At 68.7% G+C, this 22526-nt stretch carries 19 protein-coding genes and 1 pseudogene; 6 read left to right on the forward strand and 14 right to left on the reverse strand.

Translation table 11 applies throughout. From position 1 onward, the window contains the following. Together RWX45_RS08930 and map are read right to left on the reverse strand one after the other, a co-directional pair. Window positions 1–267 (reverse strand): annotated as a pseudogene (locus RWX45_RS08930) (hypothetical protein); the annotation flags it as partial. 202 nt (window positions 268–469) lie between these two features. Continuing rightward, the gene (gene map, locus RWX45_RS08935; protein ID WP_316023380.1) at window positions 470–1372 is read right to left on the reverse strand and encodes a type I methionyl aminopeptidase; all 903 of its coding nucleotides are present in this window, start codon (window positions 1370–1372) and stop codon (window positions 470–472) included. A 68-nt stretch (window positions 1373–1440) separates the two neighbouring features. Between map and RWX45_RS08940 the strand changes: the two genes are divergently transcribed. Then, window positions 1441–2205: a histidine phosphatase family protein gene (locus tag RWX45_RS08940; RefSeq protein WP_316023381.1), complete on the forward strand. Its 765-nt coding sequence runs from the start codon at window positions 1441–1443 to the stop codon at window positions 2203–2205. Between the two features lie 73 nt (window positions 2206–2278). Here the strand turns inward: RWX45_RS08940 and panB are convergent, their stop codons facing one another. After that, on the reverse strand, window positions 2279–3067 hold the full coding sequence (panB, locus tag RWX45_RS08945; protein WP_316023410.1) for a 3-methyl-2-oxobutanoate hydroxymethyltransferase: 789 nt from the start codon (window positions 3065–3067) through the stop codon (window positions 2279–2281). A gap of 213 nt (window positions 3068–3280) precedes the next feature. Here panB and glnA (RWX45_RS08950) point away from each other — a divergent pair, with 213 nt between their 5' ends. From glnA (RWX45_RS08950) to RWX45_RS08960, 3 genes are read left to right on the forward strand one after another with little or no spacing between them, the layout of a single operon-like run. Then, on the forward strand, window positions 3281–4612 hold the full coding sequence (gene glnA, locus RWX45_RS08950; RefSeq protein WP_316023411.1) for a type I glutamate--ammonia ligase: 1332 nt from the start codon (window positions 3281–3283) through the stop codon (window positions 4610–4612). A gap of 7 nt (window positions 4613–4619) precedes the next feature. Beyond that, window positions 4620–8042 (forward strand): bifunctional [glutamine synthetase] adenylyltransferase/[glutamine synthetase]-adenylyl-L-tyrosine phosphorylase, encoded by a 3423-nt coding sequence (locus tag RWX45_RS08955; protein WP_316023382.1) that lies wholly within the window; start codon window positions 4620–4622, stop codon window positions 8040–8042. A gap of 37 nt (window positions 8043–8079) precedes the next feature. Beyond that, entirely contained in the window at window positions 8080–8730 is a 651-nt protein-coding gene (locus tag RWX45_RS08960) for a histidine phosphatase family protein (protein ID WP_316023383.1), read from the forward strand. 48 nt (window positions 8731–8778) lie between these two features. Here the strand turns inward: RWX45_RS08960 and RWX45_RS08965 are convergent, their stop codons facing one another. The 11 genes from RWX45_RS08965 to zwf all read right to left on the reverse strand — a co-directional run bounded on the left by RWX45_RS08965 (window position 8779) and on the right by zwf (window position 20173). Continuing rightward, entirely contained in the window at window positions 8779–9558 is a 780-nt protein-coding gene (locus tag RWX45_RS08965; RefSeq protein WP_316023384.1) for an amino acid ABC transporter ATP-binding protein, read from the reverse strand. After that, window positions 9555–10532, reverse strand: coding sequence for an amino acid ABC transporter permease (locus RWX45_RS08970; RefSeq protein WP_316023385.1), 978 nt, complete (start codon window positions 10530–10532; stop codon window positions 9555–9557). Before RWX45_RS08970 ends, RWX45_RS08965 begins: the two co-directional genes overlap by 4 nt. Before the next feature lies 1 nt (window position 10533). Next, window positions 10534–11475 (reverse strand): ABC transporter substrate-binding protein, encoded by a 942-nt coding sequence (locus tag RWX45_RS08975; RefSeq protein ID WP_316023386.1) that lies wholly within the window; start codon window positions 11473–11475, stop codon window positions 10534–10536. 98 nt (window positions 11476–11573) lie between these two features. Continuing rightward, window positions 11574–12998: a type I glutamate--ammonia ligase gene (gene glnA / locus RWX45_RS08980; protein WP_316023387.1), complete on the reverse strand. Its 1425-nt coding sequence runs from the start codon at window positions 12996–12998 to the stop codon at window positions 11574–11576. A 103-nt stretch (window positions 12999–13101) separates the two neighbouring features. After that, a complete protein-coding gene (locus tag RWX45_RS08985; protein ID WP_316023388.1) occupies window positions 13102–13824 on the reverse strand; it encodes a DUF4191 domain-containing protein in 723 nt (240 codons plus the stop codon). Window positions 13825–13854: 30 nt separating this feature from the next. Continuing rightward, a complete protein-coding gene (locus RWX45_RS08990) occupies window positions 13855–14880 on the reverse strand; it encodes a lipoyl synthase (protein ID WP_316023389.1) in 1026 nt (341 codons plus the stop codon). A 28-nt stretch (window positions 14881–14908) separates the two neighbouring features. After that, on the reverse strand, window positions 14909–15604 hold the full coding sequence (lipB, locus tag RWX45_RS08995) for a lipoyl(octanoyl) transferase LipB (RefSeq protein WP_316023390.1): 696 nt from the start codon (window positions 15602–15604) through the stop codon (window positions 14909–14911). Between the two features lie 56 nt (window positions 15605–15660). Further along, complete coding sequence (locus tag RWX45_RS09000; protein ID WP_316023412.1) at window positions 15661–16599, reverse strand: HNH endonuclease family protein; 939 nt, start codon at window positions 16597–16599, stop codon at window positions 15661–15663. 56 nt (window positions 16600–16655) lie between these two features. Next, complete coding sequence (locus RWX45_RS09005) at window positions 16656–17579, reverse strand: aldo/keto reductase (RefSeq protein WP_316023391.1); 924 nt, start codon at window positions 17577–17579, stop codon at window positions 16656–16658. Between the two features lie 120 nt (window positions 17580–17699). Next, window positions 17700–18656 (reverse strand): glucose-6-phosphate dehydrogenase assembly protein OpcA, encoded by a 957-nt coding sequence (locus RWX45_RS09010; protein ID WP_316023392.1) that lies wholly within the window; start codon window positions 18654–18656, stop codon window positions 17700–17702. Next, a complete protein-coding gene (gene zwf / locus RWX45_RS09015; protein WP_316023413.1) occupies window positions 18653–20173 on the reverse strand; it encodes a glucose-6-phosphate dehydrogenase in 1521 nt (506 codons plus the stop codon). The genes RWX45_RS09010 and zwf overlap by 4 nt, the downstream gene beginning before the upstream one ends. Before the next feature lie 256 nt (window positions 20174–20429). Between zwf and gndA the strand changes: the two genes are divergently transcribed. Next, on the forward strand, window positions 20430–21914 hold the full coding sequence (gene gndA, locus RWX45_RS09020) for an NADP-dependent phosphogluconate dehydrogenase (RefSeq protein WP_316023393.1): 1485 nt from the start codon (window positions 20430–20432) through the stop codon (window positions 21912–21914). 143 nt (window positions 21915–22057) lie between these two features. After that, window positions 22058–22504: an FHA domain-containing protein gene (locus tag RWX45_RS09025; protein WP_316023394.1), complete on the forward strand. Its 447-nt coding sequence runs from the start codon at window positions 22058–22060 to the stop codon at window positions 22502–22504. The last annotated feature ends 22 nt before the right edge of the window (window positions 22505–22526 follow it).

Consider the following 22526-nt stretch of genomic DNA (forward strand, 5'->3'; position numbering starts at 1 on the left):
GGTTGGGTCCGCCACGGGGGCGGAGCCGCCGGTGGGAACCGCCTGAGTGGGCGCCCAGCCGGCGTCAGGAGCCGAGCCCGCTTGCGGAGCGGAGGAGCCGGCCTGCGGAGCGGAGGCGGCACTCGAATCCGCGGCCGAGTCCTCGACCCACAGCTGCCATCCCTCGGGGGCAGGCCCCCAGGCGGGGTCGGGCTGCCAGCCAGCGGGCGGGTTGAAACCCTCGGGGGGCGCGGGCCAGTTCGGCGGCGGGTTGAAACGCAATGCCATGAGTCAAATACCTCCGGGAAGGGGATGCGTATTGTCGCGCGTTGCCCGCTAGCGTTGGTCGCGGGCACATCACGAAGACGAATGTACACGTGCTGTGAGCTTTGCGGACATCCATCTCAGCCGGGAAGATGGGGAGAACTGCCCGACACGGCTGAAAGATGTGTGCCGATGCACCTCATACACCGTGGCAGCGTCGCGCAACTCACGGCAGGGTGAGGATGTCGGCTCCGTCCTCGGTGACCACGAGGGTGTGCTCGAATTGGGCTGTGCGGGAGCGGTCCTTGGTCACCACGGTCCAACCGTCATCCCACTGCTCCCAGTCCTCGGTTCCCAGGGTGAGCATCGGCTCGATGGTGAAGACCATGCCCGCCTCCATGACGTCGTCGAAGCGCGGGGCGGCGTCGTAGTGGGGGATGATGAGCCCGGAGTGGAAGGCCTCACCGACGCCGTGGCCGGTGTAGTCGCGCACCACCCCATAGTCGAAGCGCTTGGCGTACTTCTCGATGACCCGACCGATGACATTGACTTCGCGGCCCGGCTTGACCGTCTTAATGCCGCGGTCCATAGCCGTGCGGGTGCGCTCGATGAGCAGTGCTGTCTCTTCGTCAACCTCCCCAACCGGGTACGTCGCATTCGTGTCGCCGTGGACTCCGTCCACATATGCGGTCACGTCCAGGTTGATGAGATCGCCCTCCTTGAGCACGGTGGAGTCGGGGATGCCGTGGCAGATGACCTCGTTGATCGAGGTGCAGATGGACTTCGGGAATCCCATGTAGCCCAGGCAGGAGGGGTAAGCGTGGTGATCGCACATGTACTCGTGCGCAATCCGGTCCAGCTCATCGGTGGTCACGCCCGGCGCAATCGCCTTGGCGGCCTCCGCCATGGCACGCGCCGCGATCCGGCCGGCCACGCGGATGCGCTCAACCGTCTCGGCGTCCTTGACGTCGGAGGCGGTGACCCGCTCCGGTCCGTCGTGGAACATGTACTCCGGGCGCGGGATGGACGTGGGGACGTGGCGGGCGGGCCCGAGCACGCCCTTGGTCAAAGTGCCGCGTGGAGCCCGGTCCGCCAGAGAGATCGTGGTTGTCGTCATGGTGCCCAGCATAGGAGCCGTGTGCAAACCCGCCTGCCTCTCCATTCAGTGAGCGGGCGGCAGTGCCATACGATGACCATATGGCGACGATCTACTTCGTGCGGCACGGCCGTACCGTCCTCAACGAGCAGCGCCGCACCCAAGGCGCAGCGGATTCGCCGCTCACGCCAGAGGGCCGGCGGGGCGCCGAGGTCTGCCGCGACTACCTCGCCGACGCCGCCTTCACCCGCGCCTACTTGAGTCCCCAGGGCCGCGTGCAGGAGACCGGCGGCATCCTGTTGCAGGCCCATCCCGGCGCCGTCCCCATGAATCTGACGGGCCTGCGCGAGTACAACTACGGCATTTACGACGGCGGCCCGGACCCCGAGATGCATGCCGCCCTGCCCGCCGCGCAGCACCTGCCCGCGGTGCTCGCCGGAACCCACCCCGGCGCGCCCGGCGGTATTGCCGCACGCGATTACCTCGCCGACATCGATGGCGCCTTGGCACGAATCCTCACCGATTTGCGCGATGGCGCCCGCGCGGGCAGACACGATGAGAACGTCCTCGTGGTCTCGCACGGTATGACGCTCATGACCCTGATTGCCCGCTGGGTGAGTATGCAGATTTACGGCATGGCCCCCATGGCGAACTGCTCGGTAACCACGGTGGAAGTGACGCCGACCTCCGGCGACGGCGCGCCGCGGCTGCTCGCCTGGGCGCAGGACCCGGCGCACCAGGGCGTCACCTTCCCCGCCACCGATCTCAGCGCCGCCCTGGAGGGGGTGGACCCGGTCCCCATCGATTGGGAGCACCCCGAGGATCCGGTGCCCATGACCGACGCCGCAGCGGGAGACCGCGCATGAGCCCGACCTGCGTGCCCAGCTGATCTACTGCAGCGTTGGACCGACCAGATCTCCGGGGGCGTGCTCGTTAGCTTCAGTCTGCGAAGCTCTCCGCCGCGCCCGGGAAGGAGCCCGCGCGCACTGCCTGGTTGTAGTCCTCCACCGCCTGCCGTAGCGCCGCACCGACCTGACCGAAGCGCCGCACGAAGCGCGGCTGCCACTGCGTCATCCCCGCCATATCGGTCCATACCAGAACCTGGCCGTCGCACTGCGGCCCGGCGCCGATGCCGATGGTCGGCACCGGCACCGCCTCGGTGACTCGTGCGGCCAGCGGTTCCGGCACCATTTCCAGGACCAGGGCAACCACGCCGGCCTGCACCAAAGCCGCGGCGTCGGCGAGCATGGCCTCGGCGGCGTCCTCGCCGCGCCCCTGCACGCGGAACCCGCCGAGCTTGTTGACCGACTGCGGGGTGAAGCCCAGGTGACCGACCACGGGGATGCCCGCGTCGGTGAGGGCACGTACCGCCTCGGCGCGGGGGCGGCCGCCCTCGAGCTTGACCGCATTGGCACCCACCCGCATGAGCTGCACGGCGCTGGCCAGGGCCTGCTGCGGACCGGCCTCGTAGGTGCCGAAGGGCAGATCCGCAACCACGAGCGCCCGCTGCGTTGCCCGCGCCACCGAGCGCGTGGCCACCACCATTTCGTCGAGGGTGACCGGCATGGTGGAGTCGTAGCCGAGCATGACATTGCCCAGCGAGTCACCCACCAGCAACATATCGGTGCCCGCCTCATCCAGGATCCGTGCGGTGACTGCGTCGTACGCGGTGAGCATGGTCAGTTTCTCGCCGCGCTGCTTGGCACCCACCAGATGGTGGACACGCACCTTCTTGACCTGTGCGAGTTGCGACGTCGGGGGGACTGCGGTGTCGGCAACAGGACCGCCGGTCGCGGCGGAGTCGCCGGTTGACTGGGATGACGCGGAAGTGCTCATGCTCGGAGCCTACTCGCCAGGCCGCGTGGCGGCGGCACGGGAGCATGAGCCGCTAGGCTGGTCCCGAGGCCCGCGCTGGCCGCGCAGGAAGGCAACGGAGGCATGATGGACAAGCAGCAGGAATACGTTCTGCGCGCCATTGAGGAGCGCGACATCCGCTTCATCCGACTGTGGTTCACCGACGTGCTCGGCCAACTCAAGTCGGTGGCCATCGCCCCGGCAGAGGTTGAGGGCGCCTTCGAGGAGGGCATCGGCTTTGATGGCTCCGCCATTGAGGGACTCACACGCATCTTCGAAGCGGACATGCTGCTGTCCCCAGATCCCTCCACTTTCCAGATGCTGCCGTGGCGGGATGAAGTTAACAGCGTCGCCCGCATGTTCTGCGACGTGCTCACCCCCGACGGCGAACCCGCCCGCACCGACCCGCGGGCCGTCCTCGAGCGGCAGTTGGCCCGAGTCGCCGATGCCGGTTTCACCTGCTACGTCCACCCCGAGATCGAGTTCTATCTGGTCTCCCGTGACGGTGACGGACGTATCAAGCCCACCGACCACGCCGGTTACTTCGACCACGTGCCGGGCGGAACCGCGCACGAGTTCCGGCGCCGCGCCATCCTCATGCTCGAGCAGATGGGCATTTCGGTGGAGTTCTCCCACCACGAGGGCGGCCCCGGCCAGAACGAGATCGACCTGCGCTTCGCCGACGCCCTGTCCATGGCCGACAACATCATGACCTTCCGCGCCGTCGTGCAAGAGGTCGCCATTCAGGAGGGCTGCCAGGCCACCTTCATGCCCAAGCCGTTCATCGGCCAGCCCGGAAGCGGCATGCACACGCACTTCTCCTTGTTCGAGGGGGATCACAACGCCTTCCACGACCCGGCCGGCCAGTATCAGCTCTCCGCCACCGGGCGCGCCTTCATCGCCGGCCTGCTGCACCACGCCACCGAGATCTGCGCGGTCACCAATCAGCACGTCAACTCCTACAAGCGGCTGTGGGGCGGCGATGAGGCCCCCAGTTACGTGTGCTGGGGACACAACAACCGCTCCGCCCTGGTGCGCGTGCCCATGCACAAGCCCGGCAAGGCCCAATCGGCCCGCATCGAGTACCGGGGCATCGATTCCTCCGCCAACCCTTACCTGGCCTTCGCGGTCATCCTCGCCGCCGGGCTCAAGGGAATCGAGGAGGGGTACGACCTGCCTGCCGAGGCCGAGGACGACGTGTGGGCACTGTCCGAAATGGAGCGCGCCGCCCTCGGCATCGGCGCCCTGCCAACCTCCCTCAAGAGCGCCGTGGCTGCCATGGCCGAGTCCGACCTCGTTGCCGATACGCTGGGGGAGGACGCCTTTGAGTTCTTCCGCCGCAATAAGCGCCGCGAGTATCTGGCCTACGACGCCCAAGTCACCGACTTCGAAATCAGCCAGTTCTTCCCGAAGCTGTGAACCGCCCATGCCCGTGAATCGTGGGGGAGCGGCGGACAGCCGCCGACCCAGTACCCGCACCCGGCTGATTTGGGCCGGCTTCACCGAGGTTAAACGCGCCCTCAGCCTGCTCGCGGACCCCGCCCTCGCGCCCTTCCTGCCGTCTGCGTCGGCCGACGGGCAGGTCGTGGGCCGCGGCGAGACGAAAGACCTGGACCCGGTACTCGCCCGGCTCGTCGAGGAACTGGGCGCCACCGCGGACCCGGACCTCGCCCTGCTGGCCCTGGTCCGCCTGGCCGAGGCTTGCACCGTCATCGGTGAGGCGAGTGGTGACCTGAGCGACACAGGTGCCCCGGCACGACGCCTGCGCGCACTGCTGTGCCTGGACCCGGACGAGGATGAGAGCCGCGCCGTGCACCGCAGCCGGCTGCTGGCGGTGCTCGGCGCCTCCCAGGCACTCGGCGACTTCCTCATCACCCATCCCGAGCATGTCGAGGCGCTGGCCCCCGACCGTGCCTTCGACGCCCCGGGCAGGCCCGACGCCGCAGCGACCCTGCAAGGCGCCGTTGACGCGGTACTGGCCGGCGTGCCCACCCCCATACCGGCCGACGTCGCCGACCGGGCGGTGGCCGCGCTGCGGGTCGCCTACCGGGACCGGCTGCTCGCCGTCGTCGCCGACGACCTGGCCGCCGAGAACCCCGTCGCCCACATGCCGGTGGTGGGGGAGCGCATGACCGAACTCGCCGACGCCTCCCTTGAGGCCGCGCTCGCCATTGCCCGCGCCGTCGTCGGCCCGCCTGCCGCCGAGGTGAACCTGGCCGTCATCGCCATGGGCAAGACCGGCGCCCGCGAGCTCAACTACATCTCCGACGTCGACGTCGTCTACGTCGTTGCCCCCGCCCGTCGCGGTGCGGACGGGGAGACGAGCGAGGAGACCGCCATTCGGGTGGGCACGCGGATGGCCACCGAGATTGCCCGCGTCACCTCTGCCTCGGGAACCGAGCCGCCACTGTGGCCACTGGACACCGCCCTGCGCCCGGAGGGCAAGGACGGCGCCCTCGTGCGCACCCTCGCCTCCCACCTGGCCTACTACCAGCGCTGGGCCTCCTCCTGGGAGTTTCAGGCGCTGCTCAAGGCGCGGGCCTGCGCCGGCGACCGGGAGCTCGGCGCCGCCTACGAGGCCGGCGTCGCCCCCCTGGTCTGGTCGGCGAGCCAGCGGGAGAACTTCGTCGACGACGCCCGTGCCATGCGGCGGCGAGTGGAGCAGGAGTCCGGCTCCACCGGTCGGGATGATCGCCGCATCAAACTCGGGCCCGGCGGCCTGCGGGATGTGGAGTTCACCGTGCAGCTGTTGCAGCTGGTTCACGGACGCGCCGACGCCCGGCTGCGGGCGCGCTCCACCCTGGAGGCGCTGGATGCGCTGTCGGCCGGCGGCTATGTGGGCCGCGCCGACGCTGCCGAGCTCGGCGACTGCTACCGCATGCTGCGGCTGCTGGAACACCGCGCCCAGCTGTTACACCTGCGCCGCACCCACGACCTGCCGGACACAGCGGCGGACCTGCGCTGCATCGGACGCGGCATCGACCGCCGCACCCTCAAGGATCCCGAGTCCGTACGCGCCCTGTTCACCTCGGTGCGTCGACGCGTGCGGGCGCTGCACGAGGAGATCTACTACCGGCCGCTGCTGAGCGTCGCGGCCAGCCTGAGCACCGAAGAACTGACGCTGACCCCCGACGCCGCTCGGGAGCGCCTGGCCGCATTCGGCTACCTCGACCCGGACGGCGCCCTGCACCACATTCAGGCCCTCACCGAGGGGGTTAGCCGTCGTGCCGCTATCCAGCGGCAGCTGCTGCCGGTCATCATCGGGTGGATTGGCCAGGGCCCCGACCCCGACAACGGGCTGCTGTCCTTCAGGCGGCTATCAGAATCCATTGGCGGGTCCCACTGGTATTTGGCCATGCTGCGCGACTCCCCGGTTGCCGCCCGGAGGCTGTGCCAAGTGCTGTCCGGCGCCCGGTGGACCACCGACCGGTTGGCCGAGCGCCCCGAATCCATCGCCTGGCTCGACGACGACGCCGAACTGGTTGCCCGGCCCCGCGGCGCCATCTGCTCCGAAACCCAGCGCATACTGCGGCGCCGGGCCTTGACCGCCACCGACGCCGTCGGCCTGGAGGCGCAAGCGACCGAGGCGGTCCGCGCCGCCATGGGGGTGCGCACCCGCGAACTCATCCGCGCCGCCCTGGCCGACTCCCTCAGCGACGTCGACCCCGCGCGCACGGCCCAGATCCTCGGCGACGCCACCGACGCCGCCCTGGGCGCGGCCCTGACCGTGGCCACCGGACTGGTCATCGCCCTGCGTGAGGGGCCGGCGGCGGTCGCTGCTGGACCGGATGCCGACGGCAACTGGCCGGGCGCTGCCGCCCATCACGCCATCATCGCCATGGGACGCCTGGGCGGTCGGGAGATCACCTACACCTCCGACGCCGACGTGCTGTTCGTACACGAGCCCCGCCCCGGTGCCGACCCGGATGTGGCCGCCACAGAAGCCGAGGCCGTGGCCAAATGGGTGACCCGGCTGCTCGCTCAGGCACACCCCCACCCCCTGGTGGTCGATACCGGGCTGCGGCCCGAAGGCAGGCAGGGCCCGGTCAGCCGCTCACTCGGCTCTTATGCGGAGTACTACGGCCGCTGGGCTTCGGTCTGGGAGCGCCAGGCTCTGCTGCGGGCCCGCCCCTGCGCCGGTGACCGCCGACTCGGGGAGCGGTTCAAGGCACTCATCAACCCGCTGCGCTGGAGCCCCAACGGGCTCGACGACGCCGGGCTGCGGGAAATCCGGCGGCTCAAGGCCCGCATGGAATCCGAACGGCTGCCGCGTGGTGCCGACCCGAGCCGACACGTCAAACTCGGCCCCGGCGGGCTGACGGACGTCGAATGGTCCGCCCAACTGCTGCAACTCACCCAGGCCGTCCGGGTACCGGGCCTGCGCACCACCTCCACCCTGGACGCGCTGGCCGCGGCCGCACAGGCGGGCCTTATCAGCGTCGACGATGCCGGCAAACTCACCGCAGCCTGGGTGCTGGCCTCCCGGGTGCGGGCGGCCAGTGTGCTGGGGACCGGACGTGCGGGCGGGACCCGAGTCGACGTGCTCCCCACCGATCAGCGGGAGATTCGGCTGGTGGCGCGACTGCTGGGCATTCCTGCGGGGAATGAACGGGACCTTGAGGACATCTACCGGCGTACCGCCCGGCACGCGCGGCGCGTCGTCGAACACGTCGTCTTCGGAGATACGGCCCCCAGCCGGGCGGCGCGGGCAACAACCACGGCCGCGGACACCGGGTCCGCACCGGTGAAGCGGCCCGCACCCGGGCGTGTTCAGGGGCAGGGGGCAGCACCGCGCACCCCGCCCCGGCCCACCGTGAGGCGCAGCACCGGCCCCTACCCCTGGTCGTAGTCTCCGCCGGGTTGCTACGCCTGGCAGGATAGGGCCCGTGAAGCTTCTCTTCGTCCGTCACGGCCGCACCATTGCCAATGTTGCCGGCGCTCTGGATACCGCGTTCCCCGGCAACAGTCTGGATGCCATCGGGCGCGAGCAGGCGTCTCTGCTCCCCGCGCGTCTTGAGGCCACCGGCGACCTCGATGCCATCTCCTCCCTGTGGGTCTCCCCGATTCAACGTGCCCGGGAAACCATCGCCCCCATTGAGCAGGCCACCGGCCTGGCTGCGCGGATCCGTCCCGGTCTGCGCGAGGTCCTGGCCGGCGATATGGAGATGAACACCGACGTCCGCTCGGTGGCGTGCTACACCGACACCACCCGCTCCTGGATGGTGGGGCGCACCGCCGCGCGCATCCCCGGCAGCCCGGAGGATGGGGCGGACACCTTCGCCCGATTCAACGCGGTGGTGGAGGAGATCTACAACTCCACGCGCACCGGCGGCACCGCGCTGCTGGTCGCGCACGGCACGATTCTGCGCCTGTGGGTGGCGCTGGCGGCGGCCGCACACGGCGGCGCGGATCCGGCCTGGGTGGCCGAGCACCCCATGCGCAATACCGCGGTCAGCGTCGTCGAGGGCGATCCCGAATCCGGGTGGCGGCTGGTCGACTGGGACGAGGGCACCTGGCGGGCCGACATCGTCGGCTGAGCCGGGAAGGCCGCTGCCTCGGAAGGACAGCCGCGCCGGTACCCTCGCTTACAGCACGGAGGCGAGAAAGGCCTTGGTGCGCTCCTGAGTGGGGTGGTCGAGCACATCGATGGGCTTGCCGGACTCGCACACGATGCCGCCGTCCATGAAGATGAGTTGATCGCCGACCTCCCGGGCGAATCCCATCTCATGGGTGACCACGACCATGGTCATGCCGTCGGCGGCCAAATCCTGCATCACCTGCAGGACCTCACCCACCAGCTCGGGGTCCAGAGCAGAGGTGGGCTCGTCGAAGAGCATGAGTTCTGGCTCCATGGCCAGGGCGCGGGCGATGGCCACGCGCTGCTGCTGGCCGCCCGACAACTGCGAGGGATAGTGGTCCAGCCGGTCGCCCAGCCCCACGCGCTCGAGCAGGGCGATGCCGCGTTGGCGCGCCTGCTCCTTGGGCAGCCCCCGCACATGCACCGGCGCTTCCATGACGTTGCCCAGTGCCGTCATATGCGGGAACAGGTTGAAGCGTTGGAAGACCATGCCGATTTTGGAGCGCTGCGCGGCGCGCTGCTTATCCGTGAGGGCGTGCAGCTCAACGGTGCCGTCCCGGCGGGTGACCTCACGCATGCCGATGAGCTCGCCGTCCACCCACACCCGCCCGGCGTCAATGGTCTCGAGCTCGTTGATGCAGCGCAGCAGCGTGGACTTCCCCGACCCGGACGGGCCTACCAGCACGGTGACGGAGCCCGGCTGAACCGTTAAGTCAATGCCCTTGAGAACGTGCAGTTCCCCGAAGAACTTGTGCAGGCCGGAAATACGTACTTTGGGGGTGTTCACGGGGTGACCTCCAGGAAGGGGGAGTCCTTGGTGGTGTGGGAGTCGAGGATGGCCTGCTGGCGGGCGGACATGCCGCGACGGCCGCCGGTCTGAGTGGAGCCGTCGAAGCCGCGACCGTAGTACCGCTCAATGAAGTGCTGCCCCACCATGAGGAGGGAGGTGATGATGATGTACCACAGGGCCGCCACGATGAGCAGGGGAATGGTCTGATAGGTGTAGGAGGCGTAGGAGTTGGTGACGAAGGTGAGATCCAGGGTGAAGGGCACCGCCAGCACCAGTGACGTGGTCTTAAGCATGGAGATCGTCTCATTGCCGGTGGGCGGGACGATGACCCGCATGGCCTGCGGCAGGACGATCCGGCGCAGGATCTGCCCCTTGCTCATGCCCAGCGCGCCGGCCGCCTCGGTCTGCCCGGGATCCACGCTGGCCAGGCCGGACCGGACGATCTCGGACAGGTAGGCGCCCTCGTTGATACCCAGCCCCAGGACGGCGGCGACGAAAGGGGTGAACACGGTGGTGGTGCGGAAGGTGAGCAGCTCCGGGCCGAAGGGTACCCCGAGGCTCAGGTACTGGTACAGAGCGGACAACGCACCCCAGAAGACGAGCTGGGTGTAAATCGGGGTGCCGCGGAAGAACCAGAGGTAGGCCAGCGACACGCCGCGCAGCACCGGGTTGGAGGACTGGCGCATGACCGCCGTCGTCACCGCCAGGACGATACCGATGAGCATGGCGAGGAAGGTGAGCAGCAGCGTCCAGCCGACTGCCCGCACCACGTGCACCTCGCGGAAGAAGAACCAGACCGTTTCCCAGTGGAACTTCTCGTTGGTCACCAGGGCGTGGACGAGCATCGCCCCGAGGATGGCCACAATGGTGGCGCTGATCCACGTGCCCGGCCGGGGCACGGGCTTGGGATGGTTGAGCTTGACCGGCTGGTCCGATGCGGCGGGCGGCGGGGTCTGCGGGGTCGTGGTCATATCACTGCTCCACGTTCGGGTTGAGCTCGGCGGTCTCAAGTGCGGCGTCCTGGATGCCCCAGGCATCCAGGATTTCCTCCCAGATGCCTTCATCCATGAGGTACTGGACGGCCGCCTGGATAGCGGCATTGAACTCGGGGTTGTCCTTGGTCAGGACGATGCCCTGGGGCAGTGCGTCCTCGACCTCGCCGATGGTCTCCACCCCACCATCGGTCAGCTCGACGGCATAGCCGGCCACGGTGGAGTCGGAGTAGACGGCATCGACCACGTGGCCGACGAGGCCGGTGGTGGCCTCGGACTGGGATGAGTAGGAACGCACGGAGATGGCGGGCAGGCCGGCGTCGGTGCAGGCGGTCGAGTCGGCGTTCATGGCCTCCTCCTGGGCGGTGCCGGTCTGCACCCCGATGGTCAGGCCGCACAGGTTGAGATGGTCGGAGGGATCTACACCCTCCGGGTTGCCGGAGGCCACATTGAAACGCGAACCGACGTTGATGTAGGAGATCATGTCCATGGCCGACTCGCGCTCGGTGGTCACGGTGAAGGAGGAAATACCGGCGTCGTACTTGGAGCCGACGGCGGCGATGATGGAGTCGAACTCGGCGGTGTGGGTGGTGGAATCCACGCCGAGCACGGCCGCGATCGCCTTGGTGAGGTCAACGTCGTAACCGATGGCGGTACCGTCGGTGTCGAGGAATTCCGCCGGCGCATAGTCGGTGGAAGCGGCCACGTCGAACACGCCGTCGGACAGGGCCCCCTCGGGGAGCATGGCGATGATGTCGTCTTGCGGTTGGATGCCGGAGACGTCGTACCCGGTGAAAGCGTCGCTGCCCCCGCTCGCCTTCCAGTCGGCCGCGTTGGTGCAGGCGGACAGTGATAGGGCCGGCAAGAGCGCCAGGCACAGCCCTCCGGCGACGCGGGCGCTCCAGGTACGGGCAGATCTCATCGCGGCTCCTTCCGGTTGAGGACTCAAGCCACCGTCAGGATATCCATATAAGAGCATATATATGCAAATGCTCGGGCGGGGCCGAGATGAGATGCCGCTTACAGGTCGTAGTAGAGCTCGAACTCATAAGGGTGGGGCCGCTGCCGCATCGGAGCGATCTCATTGGTGCGCTTGTAATCCATCCAAGTGTCGATGAGATCCGGGGTGAAGACGTCGCCCGCAGTCAGGTAGTCGTGGTCCGTCTCGAGTGCCTCAAGGGCATCGTCCAGGGTGCCCGGCAGCTTCTCGATGTCGTGGTAGTCCTCGGGAGCCAGCTCGTAGAGGTCCTTGTCGACGGGCTCGCGTGGCTCGATACGGCCCCGGATACCGTCGATTCCGGCCATGAGCGTGGCGGCGAAGGCGAGGTAGGGGTTGGCGGACGGGTCGGGCACGCGATACTCGATGCGCTTAGCCTTGGGCGAGGAGCCGGTGACAGGAATGCGGATGCAGGCCGAGCGGTTGCGCGCCGAGTACACCAGGTTGACCGGGGCCTCGAAGCCGGGGACGAGTCGGTGGAAGGAGTTGACCGACGGGTTGGTGAAGGCCAGCAGGCTGGGGGCGTGACGCAGAATGCCGCCGATGTACCAACGGGCCAGGTCAGACAGCTGCCCGTAGCCGCGCTCGTCGAAGAACAGCGGCTTGCCGTCCTTCCACAGGGAATGGTGGGTGTGCATGCCGGAGCCGTTGTCGCCGAAGATCGGTTTGGGCATGAAGGTGGCGGTCTTGCCGCATCGCCACGCCTCGTTCTTGACGATGTACTTGAACTTCATCATGTCATCGCCCGCCGCCAGCAGGGAGGCGAAGCGATAGTTGATCTCCTGCTGGCCGGCGGTGCCCACTTCGTGATGAGCGCGCTCGATGTCCAGGCCCGAAGCGATGCAGGTACTCACGATGCGGTCGCGCAGGTCGGCCATCTGGTCGTTGGGGGACACGGGGAAGTAGCCGCCCTTGAAAGCCGTCTTGTACCCCTTGTTGCCGCCGGGCTCGTCACGGCCGGTGTTCCAGGCGGCCTCGGCGGAGTCGATGAGGTAGCGGGTAGAGGCCGGGGTGGTTTCATACTGGATGGAGTCGAAGAGGTAGAACTCCGCCTCCGCGCCGATGTAGCAGGTATCGGCGATGCCCGTCGCCCGCAGATAGTCCTCCGCCTTGGCGGCGATGGAACGCGGGTCGCGGGAGTAGACCTCATCGGTGAACGGGTCGACGATGGAGAAGTTCATGACCAGCGTGCGCTGCTCGCGGAAGGGATCCAAGAAGGCCGTGGTCACGTCCGGGATGAGCTTCATATCCGACTCGTGGATGGCGGTGAATCCGCGGATTGAAGAGCCATCGAACATGAGGCCGTCGGTGAGCGCCTCATCCTTGAAGGCAGCAACCGGGATGGTGAAGTGCTGCATGACGCCGGGTAAGTCGCAGAAACGGACGTCAACCAGTGCCACCCCCTCTTCCTCGATGTAAGCCAGCGCTTCAGAGGCGTCACTGAACATGTAGTTCCTCCATCGGGATGAGCATGAGGTGTGCTGTGGGCACGAGTCGGCAGGCTAGAACGGGGGAGTGTCGTCGGCGTGCCGCAGATGTGTCCGGAGTGTTTCAGCGCCCGCGCATGGCGCGCCGGTCGGGACGGATGTTGTTCGGATCCATGTGCTTGGGGATCGGCATCCCCTTGGAGGACAGAGAGGACAGCCGCTTGGCCACGCGGTCGATCTCGGTGTTCGTCAGCTTGGTCGGCTTGGTGGGGAGCCGACGCAGGGTCCGCTCGAGGTGGATAAGCCGGGTCTGGCCCTCCTCGGTGCCCACGCTGATGACGTGCACGGGCACCGTCGACAGGATGCGCCGCAGCACCTTCTGCTCATCCTCAATCATGCGCTGAGTGCGATGCGGAGAGCCCTCCGCCACCAAGACGACGCCCGGCCGACCCACCAGCCGCCACACGAAGTCCTGACCGCGGGGACTGAATGCCACCGGGTCGGACTCCACATACCAGCCGCGGCCGGACTGATCGAGCACGGCCTTGACCGCGCCGGGTCGACCCTCGATCTGCATGTAGGAGGCGCGTCGGGTGGCCAGGCTGAGGACGACCATGTCGACCATGAGCGCGATAATCACGGCCATGAGCAGCCAGTACCACAGTGCCTGGCTGGTGACGGCGGCCAGCACCCCGGCCAGCACGAGCAGCGCCACGGCGATACCCAGTAGCGCCCATCCGATCCACGGATAGCTGCGCCGGGAGATGGTGTAGGAGTCTTTGACGTTCTGGACGACCTGCGCGAGGCGGCGCTTCTTCTTCGGCTTGGCGCTGGGGGCTGTGCTCACAGTTCCCACCTTAGCCGACGCCGGGGGACGTCAGGAGACCGTTCGCCCGGTCATCAGGGCGGAGGCCTCCTGCCGGGCCGTCGTCGGTTCGGCCAGGTCGCGCATATCCGCGGGGATCTCCCGCCCGGTGGCCCGCATGGCCCGCGCCCACAGCATTCCCGAACGGTAGGAGGAGCGCACCATGGGGCCGCTCATGGTCGCGGCCATGCCCCGCTGCTCGGCCAGCCGCGCCAACTCGAGGAATTCCTGGGGCTTGACCCACCGGTCGACGGGACGGTGCAGCCGGGACGGACGCAGGTACTGGGTGAGCGTGAGGATGTTGACGCCGGCGGCGACCAGGTCATCGATGGCCTGCTCGACTTCCTGCCGGGTTTCTCCCATGCCCAGGATGAGGTTGGACTTGGTCAGAAGGCCCGCCCGGGACGCCTCGGCGAGCACCTCGAGACTGCCGGTGTAGGAGAAGGCGGGGCGGATCTGTGTGAACAGGCGCGGCACGGTCTCCAGGTTGTGGGCGAAGACCTCGGGGCGGGAGGAGAAGACTTCCTGCAGGGATGACGCACGGCCGCGGAAGTCGGGGACGAGCAGCTCAATGCCGCAACCGGGGACGTGGGCGTGAACCTGGCGGGCGGTCTCGGCGTAGAGCCAGGCGCCGCCGTCGGGCAGATCGTCGCGACACACGCCGGTGACGGTGGCGTAACGCAGGCGCAGCTCGGCGATGGAGGCAGCCACGCGCGCGGGCTCGTCGGGGTCGTAATCGCCCGGACGGCCGGTACCGATATTGCAGAAGTCACAGCGCCGGGTACACAGGCTCCCACCAACCAGGAAGGAGGCCTCGCGGTCGTTCCAGCACTCGTAGACGTTGGGGCAGTTGGCCTCGGCGCACACCGTATGCAGGGCGCGGGTATGCACCAGGTCGCGCACGTCTTGATAGGTGTCGGTGACAACGGCTCGGGTGCGCAGCCATTCGGGCCGTTGCTCCAGCGGGGTCCGCGCATTACGCGCCTCCACGCGCAGCAGGCGGCGGCCCTCAGGTGCGACGGCGTACGACTGAGACATGGGCTCACCTTCTCACGGGCTGCGAGCGTCAGGGTTGTTCCATAAGCGGTGCGAGGTGGCGCTCCAGCGCCTCCATCATGGCCGTGGCGACATCGACCGCCTCATAATGCACCCCCGTCTGCTCGGTCAGCGAGGTCACCCCGGCGTCGGAAATGCCGCAGGGAATGATCCGATCCAGGCCAAAGGCGGACAAATCGGGATCCACATTGAGCGCCAGGCCGTGCATGGTGGTTCCCCGGGCGACTCGCACCCCCAGGGCACACAGCTTGCGGTCGCGTCTCGCAGCGCCGACGGCTCCCGGAGCGGGCGGTACCCATACCCCGGAGCGGCCCTCGATGCGCATGGTGTCCACGCCGTAGAGCGCGCACACCTCCATGACCGCGGCTTCGAGCGCGCGCACATATTTGATGACGTCGATCGGGGTGGCGAGGCGAATGATGGGGTAGACGGTCAACTGGCCCGGGCCGTGCCAGGTCGTCTTCCCGCCACGGTCGACGTCAACCACGGGCACGCGGTCGGGGCCAACGTAGAGCCCCTGCGGACGCTCCCACGAACGGGTGCGGCGGCCGACCGTGTATACGGGGGCGTGCTCCACCAGCAGTACGGTGGCCGGCCTGTGCCCCTCGGCGACGGCGGTATGCACGGCGCGCTGCTTCTCCCAGCCTTCCAGGAAGGGGACGAGCCGGGTTCCCAGGTCGAGGTCGATGCGGTCGAGCCGGTGCACGTACCCAGCGTAGAGGATTGAGCCGCCGGGATGCGTGCCGCGGTGCGCCGCAGCCGTCACCGTGACCTGAGGTGGTCGGTTCCATCTCTTAACGCCCGGTAGCCGCGCATGAGTAGCCCCGCACCGACCAGCGCCGTGCCCGCGGCGCACACCCAGACGTAGCTACGGTGATCCGCCACCGTGCGAGTGACGTGGGTGCCAAGAGCGCGGGCGCGTGCCAGCGGGGACACATCCCCATCCCCGCCTGCGGCGCAGTCGGTCAGAGCGGTGCGCAGTGCTTGCTTGTCGGCGTCGGGCAGGCCCAGCTCGTAGGCGGCGGCCACACTCACAAAGCGCTGGGCGTAGGCGCAACGGTAGTTGGTATTGGTCGGCCACCAGCCCGGGCCGGTGGCGGTGGTCCAGGTACCGGTCTCGGTGGATCCGGCGGGGCAGGTCGCCGGGCCGCAATTGGACTTGTCCTGGTTGGCCTTACCGTCGACGGCCAGCAGGTTGAGCGGGTCGTTGGCCACTAGGAGCCGCGTGCGCTGATCCCACGCCCACGCTCCGTGCGCGTACAGGTAGTTGAGCGGGATGACGTGGTCGATCTGTACAGCGTCAGAGGTATCCTGCCCGCGCTGGAAGGACACCGTCTGCCCGGTGTAGGGGTCGACGAGCGTGCCGGACCAGACGGTGGCATCCGGGCAGACGGCCGCGCCCCGCCCCCGCCCGGCGGCGACATCCTGGATACCGTCCTCGCGGGAGAAGTCCGTGTTGCTGAGGTCCCGGGCGAGGATCTCGTTGCGAGTGTCGCAGCCGTCCCCGTCGACGTCGAGCCATGCCTCGCCGAACCAACCGGTGCGCGAGCCGCCCTCGCCCCAGGAGACGGCGGCGGGGGAGTCGTCCGGCAGGGCCTCCAGGGCGGCCAGCGCAGCCGTGGCGCTGAGGACATGCTCTCCGCGGGAGTCCCACGCCGCCTCCCCGGTGGCCCCGTCACCGCTCGGCGCTACCGTGAGCATGCACGACAGCGCCAAGGCGACCGGGCGGGACAGGAACATCGTGGCACCGGGCGGGGTCAGGGAACGATGTACCCGGCAGAGCGGAAGATCTCGTACCACTGCTCGCGCGTGAGCGGCAGCTGCGCGCCCTGGGCGGCGGCTGCCACACGCTCCGGGCGGGTGGTTCCCAGCACCACCTGGATGTGGGCGGGGTGGCGTGTGATCCAGGCGGTGGCGATGGCCTCGGCGCTCACGCCGTACTCGCCGGCGAGGCGGTCGACGACGTCGTTGAGCTCGGCGTAGTGCTCCCGGTTGCCGAGGAACGGGCCGGTGCCGTCCCCGGACTGGAAGGGGGACCAGGCCTGTACGGTGGTGTTGGTGAGGCGGCAGTAGTCGAGGATGCCGTCGGTGCGCACCACCGACTGCTCATGGCGCATGTTGAGGGCCACGCCCTCGGCAATCATGTTGGCGTGGGTGACGGACAGCTGCAGCTGGTTGACCAACAGCGGCTGCTTGACGGTGGCGCGCAGCAATTCGAGTTGACCGCGGGTGTGGTTGGACACGCCGAAGTGGCGGACCTTCCCGGATGCGGAGAGTTTGTCGAAGGCGGAGGCGACCTCCTCCGGCTCCACCAGCGCATCGGGCCGGTGCAGCAACAGAATGTCGAGGTAGTCGGTCTTGAGGGCGGCCAGCGACTGGTCGACCGAGCGCAGGATATGCGCCTCGGAGAAGTCGAACCAGCCCTGGCGGATACCGCATTTGGTCTGCAGCACGACCTGCTCGCGCTCGGCGGCCGACCAGCGCAGGGCGGAGCCGAAGCGTTCCTCGCAGGCATGGTCGTTGCCGTAGATGTCCGCATGGTCGAACATGGTGATGCCCTCATCCAGCGCGGTGCTCACAAGCGTGCGGATGTCGGCGTCGGACATCTCCTTGATGCGCATGAGGCCGAGGATGAGGTTGGAGGCGGTCAGGTCTGAGGCGCCGATTGGTTGGGTTCTCATACAAACACGCTAGCCCAGGTGAGCCAGGCCGAGTAGAGGGGAAGGGCTGCGCCTCCACCGGGCATGCGCGCACGGGTGCGCGGCGCCCCCTTGTGGACGACGGCGGCCGGCCAGCGGGCGTCAGTCGGCGACGAAGGTCGCCAAGACCTCCTCGTAGACGAGGTCCGGGCTCAGCCGCCGCAGTTCCTCGCTCATGGTGGCCACCGGCTCGCGGCGGGCCATGGTCACCACCTGGGGGCGCTCGGCGCCGGGACGGGTGATGACCACCCGCTCGTGGTCCTTGCGCGCAATGACCAGATCACCGGAATCGGTGCGCACCGTGATGGTGGCGATGCCGGGGATATCAGGGGCGTCCACACGCTCAACGTCGATGCCCAGGCGCAGCTGCAGCCAGCGGATCATGAGGGACACCGAGGAGTTGTGCGGCTCGCCGGCGACGACGACGCCGTGGACTGCCCCGGCTCGCAGCAAGGAGTCCAGCGTTGAGGCGACCATGGCCCGCCACAGGGTGATGCGGGTCCAGGCCAGGTCGATATCACCGCGCGTGTACTGCGGGGCCAACGCCGCCAGTGCGGCAGACGGGTTGGGCTGAGACGGGGTGTTGGTGATGCGGGTGGTGGCCAGGGCCCCAAGCGGGCTCGTGGCCGGCCGCATGGGCGGCGCATCCGGCCACCAGGTCACCACGGGAACATCCGGAAGGAGGAAGGGCACGACCAGGGTGTCGGCGTGCCGAGCCGCCTCGCCCTGCGGGTACAGCACCAGGGTCTCGCCGGCGCCGGCGTCGTGCCCCAGCCGGATTTCAGCATCGAGGTGGCCGGCGGAATCGTCGGGCCGACTTCCGTTGTGACGCCGGTCATCGTCGCCGGCGTCGTCGCCGTCGGGGGCGGGGGAGACAACCGCCACCACCCGGCAGGGGTGGTCCAGGCTGGCCCCATGGGCCGCCACCAGGGCGTCCTCCAGGCCGTCGCGGTCGGTGTCGATGACGAGCGTGAGCACGCGCGAGCCGCTGCTCACGCCTTCGGCCAGGAGCGCGGAGACGATCTCATCGGTCGTGGTCTGAGCGAGGTTGATGATCATGAGCGCCTCCACATGCGGCCGTCGCGGGCGAGCAGGTCATGCGCGGAGGGCGGCCCCCAGGAACCCGGCCGGTATCCCTCCGGCGAGCCGGAGGCGGCCCAGTGCTCAATAACCGGGTCGAGGATCCGCCAGGACAGGTCGACCTCCTGCTGATGGGGGAACAACGGGGCGTCCCCAAGCAGCGCGTCTAGGATGAGCCGTTCGTAAGCCTCCGGGGACTCCTCATTGAAGGAGGCGCCGTAGCCGAAGTTCATGGTCACGTCGCGCAGCTCCATCTGCGTGCCGGGCACCTTCGAAGCCATACGCATGGTGATGCCCTCATCGGGCTGAATGCGCAGCACGATGGTATTGGCACCCACACCCGCGGTGGCGGCGTCAGTGAAGGGCAGGAACGGTGGACGCTTGAACACGACCGCTACCTCCGTCACCCGCCGGGCGAGCCGCTTGCCGGTGCGCAGGTAGAAGGGAACACCCGCCCAGCGGCGATTGGCGATCTCCAAGCGCACCGCCGCAAAGGTTTCGGTGCGGGAGTCGGCGTCCACGCCGTCCTCCTCGAGGTAGCCGCACACCTGGACGCCGCCCTGGAAGCCGGCCTCGTAGCGGCCACGAGCGGTGGTGGCGTCCAAGTCGAGGACCCCGGCCCGCTCCAGCTTGACCGCGGCCAGCACCTTCTCCTTCTCCGCGCGAACCGCGGAGGCGCGCATGCTGGTGGGCTCCTCCATGGCGGTCAGCGCGAGCAGCTGCAGCAGGTGGTTCTGGATCACGTCGCGCGCGGAGCCGATGGTGTCGTAGTAGCCGGCGCGGGTGCCGATGCCGATGTCCTCGGCCATGGTGATCTGGACGTGGTCCACGTACCGCTGGTTCCACAGCGGCTCGAAAATGGTGTTGGCGAAGCGCAGCGCCAGAATGTTCTGCACCGTTTCCTTGCCCAGGTAGTGGTCGACGCGGAACACGTCGTCGGCGCGCACGATCCGGGAGACCACGGCGTCCAGTTCCTGGGCACTGGCCCGGTCGTGGCCGAAGGGCTTCTCGATGATGACCCGCCGCCAGGAGCCGGGCACCTCATCCACAAGTCCAGAGGCGGCCACGTGCTCGGTGACGGCGGAGAACCAGGCCGGTGGCACCGACAGGTAGAAGGCGCGATTGCCGGCCGTGCCGCGGGTGGCGTCCAGATCGGCAACGGTACGGGTCAGTCGGTCGTAGGCGGCCTCGTCATGGAAAGAAGCCAGTTCCACGAAGCGCATACCGGCGGCCAGCTGGTCCCAGATGGCCTGGCGCCAAGGCGTGCGGGCGCCGTCGTGCACGGCGTCCGCGATGTAGGCGCGCATGTCATCGTCGCTCCAGTCACGCCGCCCCACGCCCACCAGTGAGAAGCTGGGGGAGAGCAGACCGCGGTTGGCCAGGTCATAGATGGCCGGCAGTAGCTTGCGGCGGGCCAGGTCGCCGGTGATGCCGAACATGACGAGCACGCACGGATCGGCGATGCGGGGCAGGCGCAGGTCGCGCGGATCGAGCAGCGGGTTGCCCGGCTGCGACGGATCAGGCTCTGCGGTGACGACGGGCGTGGCGGTCGCCGGCGCGGGCTGGAGACTTTCGGAGACGTCCACGAGTATTGTGCAGCCTTCCTATCGTCCGTTGGTTGCGGGCGGAGCGGGTGCGCGACGAACCGGCGGCATCCGCCGTCGAACAGCACCGGGCGCCAGGACTATCCTCATGGTACTGCCCGCATCTACTGTAGGCGGTGCACCACCGCGTTGAAGAGAAGGACCCTCGATGACGTCAGCCTGTGACTTCGCCCCGCAGCCGGCCTCCGCAGACATTGGCGTGTACGGCCTGGGGGTGATGGGGGCCAACCTGGCGCGCAATCTCGCCCGCCACGGCCACTCCGTCGCCGTCTTCAACCGCACCCCGGCGCGCACCGAGCGTCTCATCGACTCCCACGGCGCCGAGGGCGACTTCGTACCCGCGGCGGACCCGGCATCCTTCGTCGCCTCCCTGCGCCGGCCGCGCGCGGTCATCATCATGGTTCAGGCCGGGGCGGCAACCGAAGCCGTCATCGACCAGCTGCGCCAGCTGCTCGAGCCCGGCGACATCATCGTCGACGCCGGCAACACCTATTACCAGGACACCGAGCGCCGCGAGGCGTCGCTACGCGAGCAGGGCCTGCACTTCGTGGGCATGGGCGTGTCCGGCGGCGAGGAGGGGGCACTGCTGGGCCCCTCCATCATGCCGGGCGGAACCGACGCGTCCTACACGCGCCTGGGCCCCCTGCTGGAGTCCATCGCCGCCGACGTCGACGGCGTGCCCTGCTGCACCCACGTGGGCCCGGGCGGGGCCGGTCACTTCGTCAAGATGGTGCACAACGGCATCGAGTACGCCGATATGCAACTCATCGCCGAGGCCTACGACCTGCTGCGCCGCGTGGCGGGCCTGAGCGTGCCCGAGATTGCGGAGGTGTTCCGCACCTGGAAGCACTCTGAACTCGACTCCTACCTCATTGACATCACCGCCGAAGTTCTCGACCGCATCGACCCGGCCACGGGCGCGCCCTTCGTCGACGTCATCGTGGACGCCGCCGGCCAGAAGGGCACCGGCGCCTGGACCACGCAGACGGCCCTGGAACTCGGAGTCGCCGTACCCGCCATCGCCGAAGCCACCTTCGCCCGGGCCGCGTCGTCGGCGACCGCGCTGCGCGCATCGGTGCGTGAGGCCGGCTTCGATGCCGGAGCGAACCGCCCCGCCTTCGTCACCCCCGCACAGCGCGACGCCTTCATCGACTCCGTGCGCCAGGCCCTCTACGGCTCCAAGATCGCCGCCTACGCCCAGGGCTTCGATGAGATCGCCACCGCCTCCGCCCAGAACGGCTGGAGGGTTGACCTGGGTGCCATGGCCCGGATCTGGCGGGGTGGATGCATTATTCGCGCCCGCTTCCTGGACGACATCACCCGCGCCTACGCCGAGCAACCGCAGCTGCCCAGCCTGCTCGCGGCGCCCACCTTCGCCGAGGCGCTCCGCAGCGCATTGCCCGCCTGGCGCGAGGTGGTGGCCACCGCCGCCCGCGCCGGGGTGGCGACGCCGGCCTTCGCCGCCTCGCTGGCCTACCTCGATCAGTTGCGCGCGGAGCGTCTGCCCGCCGCCCTCATTCAGGGCCAGCGGGACTTCTTCGGCTCACACACCTACCACCGTGTCGATGACCCCACCGGTGTCTACCATGTGGAGTGGGCCGAGCCCGGCCGCGCTGAGTGCAAGTGGAGCTGACGCACGATCCCACACACGTTCTCGTGGCGACGCACCCAAGCATTCGTGCTTTTCTGAGCCTACGCATTGCGGCCGCACATCGCTGCAACGGTATGGTGGGACCACCGCGGTGCAACCGGCACCGCCCGACCGGAGGGGAATAGATGTCGAGTACGCCGATGGAACCGGATCCCACCTCGACCCAGGCCTTTGGAGCCGTTGGCGTCCCGGCGGAACCCGACGTCCCCTACGCTGGTATTTCCCCGCAGGATCGCGCCGCGATCGCGGCCCTGCCTCCGGGGACGGCCCTCCTCCTGGTACAGCAGGGTCCCACTACGGGTGCGCGCTTCCTGCTTGACTCTGCCGAGACGACCGTCGGTCGTCACCCGCGGGCAGACATCTTCCTCGATGACGTCACGGTCTCCCGCAAGCACGCGGTGTTCACCGCGCTGCCGGACGGCGGCTTCTCCGTACGTGACTCGGGCTCTCTCAACGGTACCTACGTCAACCGTCAGCGTGTTGAGCAGGCCGCCCTGCGACCGGGTGACGAGGTTCAAATCGGCAAGTACCGCATGACCTACCATCCTGCGCCCCAGCAGGCGGCGCAGTGACCGGCGCCGCCGCCCGGCGCGC

Origin of the sequence: Actinomyces sp. MRS3W, assembly GCF_032465695.1 — a bacterium.
In the GTDB taxonomy this organism is placed as follows: Bacteria; Actinomycetota; Actinomycetes; order Actinomycetales; family Actinomycetaceae; genus Actinomyces.

What these genes read in the sequence shown, in the direction of transcription:
- map (WP_316023380.1), bottom strand. Translation starts at nt 1,372, where the DNA reads ATGCTGGGCACCATGACGACAACCACGATCTCTCTGGCGGACCGGGCT.
- RWX45_RS08940 (WP_316023381.1), top strand. Translation starts at nt 1,441, where the DNA reads ATGGCGACGATCTACTTCGTGCGGCACGGCCGTACCGTCCTCAACGAG.
- glnA (WP_316023411.1), top strand. Translation starts at nt 3,281, where the DNA reads ATGGACAAGCAGCAGGAATACGTTCTGCGCGCCATTGAGGAGCGCGAC.
- RWX45_RS08955 (WP_316023382.1), top strand. Translation starts at nt 4,620, where the DNA reads ATGCCCGTGAATCGTGGGGGAGCGGCGGACAGCCGCCGACCCAGTACC.
- RWX45_RS08970 (WP_316023385.1), bottom strand. Translation starts at nt 10,532, where the DNA reads ATGACCACGACCCCGCAGACCCCGCCGCCCGCCGCATCGGACCAGCCG.
- RWX45_RS08975 (WP_316023386.1), bottom strand. Translation starts at nt 11,475, where the DNA reads ATGAGATCTGCCCGTACCTGGAGCGCCCGCGTCGCCGGAGGGCTGTGC.
- glnA (WP_316023387.1), bottom strand. Translation starts at nt 12,998, where the DNA reads ATGTTCAGTGACGCCTCTGAAGCGCTGGCTTACATCGAGGAAGAGGGG.
- RWX45_RS08990 (WP_316023389.1), bottom strand. Translation starts at nt 14,880, where the DNA reads ATGTCTCAGTCGTACGCCGTCGCACCTGAGGGCCGCCGCCTGCTGCGC.
- RWX45_RS09000 (WP_316023412.1), bottom strand. Translation starts at nt 16,599, where the DNA reads ATGCTCACGGTAGCGCCGAGCGGTGACGGGGCCACCGGGGAGGCGGCG.
- RWX45_RS09005 (WP_316023391.1), bottom strand. Translation starts at nt 17,579, where the DNA reads ATGAGAACCCAACCAATCGGCGCCTCAGACCTGACCGCCTCCAACCTC.
- RWX45_RS09010 (WP_316023392.1), bottom strand. Translation starts at nt 18,656, where the DNA reads ATGATCATCAACCTCGCTCAGACCACGACCGATGAGATCGTCTCCGCG.
- gndA (WP_316023393.1), top strand. Translation starts at nt 20,430, where the DNA reads ATGACGTCAGCCTGTGACTTCGCCCCGCAGCCGGCCTCCGCAGACATT.
- RWX45_RS09025 (WP_316023394.1), top strand. Translation starts at nt 22,058, where the DNA reads ATGTCGAGTACGCCGATGGAACCGGATCCCACCTCGACCCAGGCCTTT.